Raw genomic sequence first — 3804 nt, forward strand, 5'->3', positions numbered from 1 at the left:
GTCGTCAGGCGGCGAAAAGCCGAAGGCAATCCTGTGCGCCTCGTCAGACAAGATGTGCGGCCGCATCAATCGGGCCCAAAAGCCGCACTCTCACGAATAGGACGGGCTAGTGACGTATGCCGAGAACGCTGAGCTTTTGTCCCGCATTCTGGCGGGCGAGATAGAGCTCGAGGTCGCCATATTCGGGCGCGTCCGGTGGCAAATCGTCAGCCCAGATGGCCACCTGGCACCACTGGAAGCGCTTGCGGATGTCCCACACCGACTGCTGGCTGGTGCGCCAGGTCGGGAAGTAATCGAGTTGTCCGCGCAATTCGCCGAGCCATTGGCCGCGAATCCACTACGAGGCGGACTTGTCGGCGCTGTGGCAATCGGCGCATGAGAAATTCAACGCACCGATCTTGCGCGCGCTGAGGGCCTCGCCGCGCTGGTAGGCAGCCTTTGCCTCCGCACCCGCGATATCGATTGTGATCGGTGCGCCATTGGCGAGGTAGCGCAGATACGTCGACAGCGCCGTATTCTCCTCGCTCTGCATCAGCCAGTTCTGGCCCGTCGTCGCTCTTGCGTGGCGCGTGACGAATTCTTCTACCCCTAGTACCCACTTTTCTTAGATCGAGAGTCGTGATTCAAGGTCGGGATGATATCCGAAGTAAGAGAAGTCCACCTTTCAAGGAAAGATCGCAAGGTGCTTGAGGCGTGTTATCGCTCTCCGGTGACGTTGCAGCGCGATTTGAAGCGGGCGCGGATAGTTCTGTTGGCGGCGGATGGGCGCAGTACCCGGTCGATCGCCAAGGAAGTCGGGGTCGAGCCGCGGATTGTCAGCCTTTGGCGGCATCGCTATGCCGACCATGGCCTTGAAGGGCTGCAAGACAAGCCGCGGCCGGGCAAGCAGCCGATCTATACGAAGACGACCGATAAGCGGATTCTGAAGCTGTTGGATAAGCCGCCGCCGCACGGGTTTGCGGGCTGGACCGGTCCTCTGCTGGCCGAGGCGCTGGACGATGTTGACGTCCAATATGTCTGGCGGTTCCTGCGCAGCCACAAGATTGACCTCGCAGCTCGAAAGTCCTGATGCGAAAGCAACGACCCGAACTTTACGGCCAAAGCCGCCGATGTCGTTGGCCTTTACGTCGCCCCGCCGGCGAAGGCTATTGTGCTATGCGAGAAGCCTTCGATCCATGCTTTGGAGCGAGCGCAAGGTTATCTGAAGTTGCCGAATGGCCGCGCTTTGACCGGCCAGAGCCACGATTACAAGCGGCATGGCACCACAACATTGTTTGCGGCGCTCGAAGTCGCCACCGGAAAGATCATCGCAACGCCGCCACGGTCTTTCCGCTACGATATCATCAGGCGCAGGGCCGAGATGCTGGGTGAGAACAATATCACAACGCCCTTGTAGCTAACGAAATCCTGGAGCTGAAGCGTCAGAGCCGACTTCCCCGCGAGGGGGACATGGAAGGTCTTTTCCGCCTTCGTCCCCTCCCGATTGCCGATCAACGCATCCTGCGCGTTCAATCCGTTCGGGATGGTCCTGTACGCGTCGCTGAAGTCGGTCTTTTGCATCCAACGCAGTAGAGTGTAAAATTGCTCGTTGATCCTCGCGAAATAGAACAGACCGATGACACCGCGGTCCTTCTCGTCGTCCTTCGTGCCCTCTAGATGCGGCCCGTAGGAAAAGCCGCGGCGCACGACGCGCGGAGGCCCCTTCGGGAACCGGACCCGGTTGGCAAATTTCATCGGCTGATCGCGGCAATTGACAATCCGGATGTGCGCCCCGAGCGGACATTTGATGCCAGAGGGATCGTCGCTATATCCGAATCCGTCATCCAGGTCCGGCCGCGGTGGCGGCCCGTCCGGAAACCTCGACAGCGGCGATCCATGCCGCCAGCGCCCCATCAATTTCGCCGCCACCCATTCTTCGACGAATCCCGGATCGACGTTCGCCGGCGCCAGTGGCGCGTTGTCCTTCAGAAACTGGTTGAAGCCCGCGACGTCCTGATAGACCCATGACAGGCCGACGAATGTGCCGTCGCGGGCGAAGTCTTGCCAGATGCCCGGCCTGAGCGGCGCCGTCGGATAGTCCTCGGTCGGATAGCCTACAACGATCTCGCGGAAATCGACGCTACCCGCAGCCCCGGTGTCCTGCCAGTCCACATTGGGCGAGGTGATGCCGTCGCGATAGCCGAAGTGGAGTCGGCCGTCGGCCGGCCGGTAGCCCGACAGCGCGCGATCATCCCAACAGTCGAGCGCAAACTCCTCCACACCTGAGCTTGCCGCGGATCGCCGAACTTCCGCGAGGCAATCGGCCTTTTGTTCGGGGCTGTCGAACCCGATATGAATGGCGAGATCCACCTGGCTCGACGTGAACCTGCGATCCCACCAAGTCCCCGGCGCGCTGGCGCCGAGGAAACCAAGTTGCGCGGCGATGCCGCCGTCCGGCGCCTGCGTCGGGTCGACAAAGAAGATATCGAACTCCCGGCGACCTTGCGCCACATCAAAGCCGGCCCGGCCTGACATCAGCGCTTCGATGCCGTTCCAGCTGAACATGAAGTGGAACGTCGGACCTCCGACATCCGGTGCCATGGCCGCAGCGGCGCGCGGTACCCATTGCTTCAGAAATGCTCGTGCATGCGCGGGATCGCCGAACCTGAATAGCAGAACCGCAAGCAGCGGCTTCGTGGAGCTTCGGGCAACGATTGCCTGCACATTGTCGAGATCCACCATAGCATTGGTCTCGCATGAGGGTTGAACCGAAAGCCAGCCAGGCGTGTCGTCTCCGAGAGAACCAACTCGGCCCGGGAAGCTATTTCCCGAGCTTCGTGAGAATTTCGTCGACCGTCATGTGGTCATAGGCTGAAAACAGCCAGCCGGACGGGTTGCCGGAGATGTCGGTCGACCCGTCGGTTGCCTTGCCCAGTGATCGGAAATTATGGTTCTTCGAGAACTCGAAGAATGCATTTGGATCTCCGACGTCCGGCAAGCCGTCCGTCAGTGCGAATATGGCAGCAAACACCTTCGTCAGTTCTTTCCGAAAGAATTCGGTATATTCCTGATGCGAGCCTTCATACTCCGTAATGACCTGGATGTACTTGTCGTCGATGACGACGACGCGCGCGAAATGCACCAGTTTGGACTTCTTTAGCGCCGCATCGATGGCGGGCTGGACTTCGTCGGCGAAGATCGCCTCCAGGCCTCTCAGCTTCTGCAGGGTTTCGGCGTCCTGCTTGATCGGCAAGGTGAGATTCAGTGCGTGAGTCATGGAACTCTCCCTTTTTTGAAATACAACTACAAGTTATATCACCATCGTATGACGGTGAGAAGTCGGTCCTCGCTCACCAACTGCAAATTGTCAGGTGGATCTCCTTTTCGTGTCCGGAGCGAAGCACCTTCAGCAGTTGACTCTCGCCGGCGCGATCAGCCAAGCAGCGACGAGAAACCCGATTGCGACCGGAGTGCGGCCCCATTGTCGAGCGGAGCGGTCATTCCATGGCTGGTCGTCACCACGAGCGAGGGTGTCGGCTCCAGCAGCGCCGCGCTGAGCGCGGCCCCGGTGGCCTCGCGTGCGTTAAAGCGAACCCGCCCCTTTAGCCCGTCCTATTCGTGAGAGTGCGGCTTTTGGGCCCGATTGATGTGGCCGCACATCTGCTCTGACGAGGCGCACAGGAGTGCATTCGGCTTTTCACCGCCTGACCACCCGTACTTTGCAACGCGCTTGAGGGATGGGTTGGGCGAACGGGGGCGGACGCCCCGCCGGTCAAGGACCGAGCGGCAGCAGCGCGCCGGGCAAGCCGCAGATCAGGTCGGCTT

At 60.5% G+C, this 3804-nt stretch carries 4 protein-coding genes and 1 pseudogene; 1 reads left to right on the forward strand and 4 read right to left on the reverse strand.

Features of this window, described 5'->3' with window-relative positions; translation table 11 throughout:
• Positions 1-106: 106 nt before the first annotated feature.
• Together QJT78_RS49345 and QJT78_RS49350 are read right to left on the reverse strand one after the other, a co-directional pair.
• On the reverse strand, positions 107-310 hold the full coding sequence (locus QJT78_RS49345) for a hypothetical protein (protein WP_281460792.1): 204 nt from the start codon (positions 308-310) through the stop codon (positions 107-109).
• A 27-nt stretch (positions 311-337) separates the two neighbouring features.
• Complete coding sequence (locus tag QJT78_RS49350) at positions 338-532, reverse strand: hypothetical protein (RefSeq protein ID WP_281460793.1); 195 nt, start codon at positions 530-532, stop codon at positions 338-340.
• A 102-nt stretch (positions 533-634) separates the two neighbouring features.
• Here QJT78_RS49350 and QJT78_RS49355 point away from each other — a divergent pair.
• A pseudogene (locus QJT78_RS49355) lies at positions 635-1315 on the forward strand (IS630 family transposase); the annotation flags it as partial.
• Between the two features lie 17 nt (positions 1316-1332).
• Here the strand turns inward: QJT78_RS49355 and QJT78_RS49360 are convergent.
• Together QJT78_RS49360 and QJT78_RS49365 are read right to left on the reverse strand one after the other, a co-directional pair.
• Positions 1333-2349, reverse strand: coding sequence for a hypothetical protein (locus tag QJT78_RS49360; protein ID WP_281460794.1), 1017 nt, complete (start codon positions 2347-2349; stop codon positions 1333-1335).
• 451 nt (positions 2350-2800) lie between these two features.
• Complete coding sequence (locus tag QJT78_RS49365; RefSeq protein ID WP_281460795.1) at positions 2801-3256, reverse strand: hypothetical protein; 456 nt, start codon at positions 3254-3256, stop codon at positions 2801-2803.
• Between the last annotated feature and the right edge of the window lie 548 nt (positions 3257-3804).

The sequence above is a fragment of the Bradyrhizobium sp. Mp27 genome (assembly GCF_029953005.1).
In the GTDB taxonomy this organism is placed as follows: Bacteria; Pseudomonadota; Alphaproteobacteria; order Rhizobiales; family Xanthobacteraceae; genus Bradyrhizobium; species Bradyrhizobium barranii.

Excerpts from the sequence above, each read along its gene's own strand:
- QJT78_RS49350 (WP_281460793.1), bottom strand. The coding sequence starts at position 532 with ATGCAGAGCGAGGAGAATACGGCGCTGTCGACGTATCTGCGCTACCTC.
- QJT78_RS49365 (WP_281460795.1), bottom strand. The coding sequence starts at position 3,256 with ATGACTCACGCACTGAATCTCACCTTGCCGATCAAGCAGGACGCCGAA.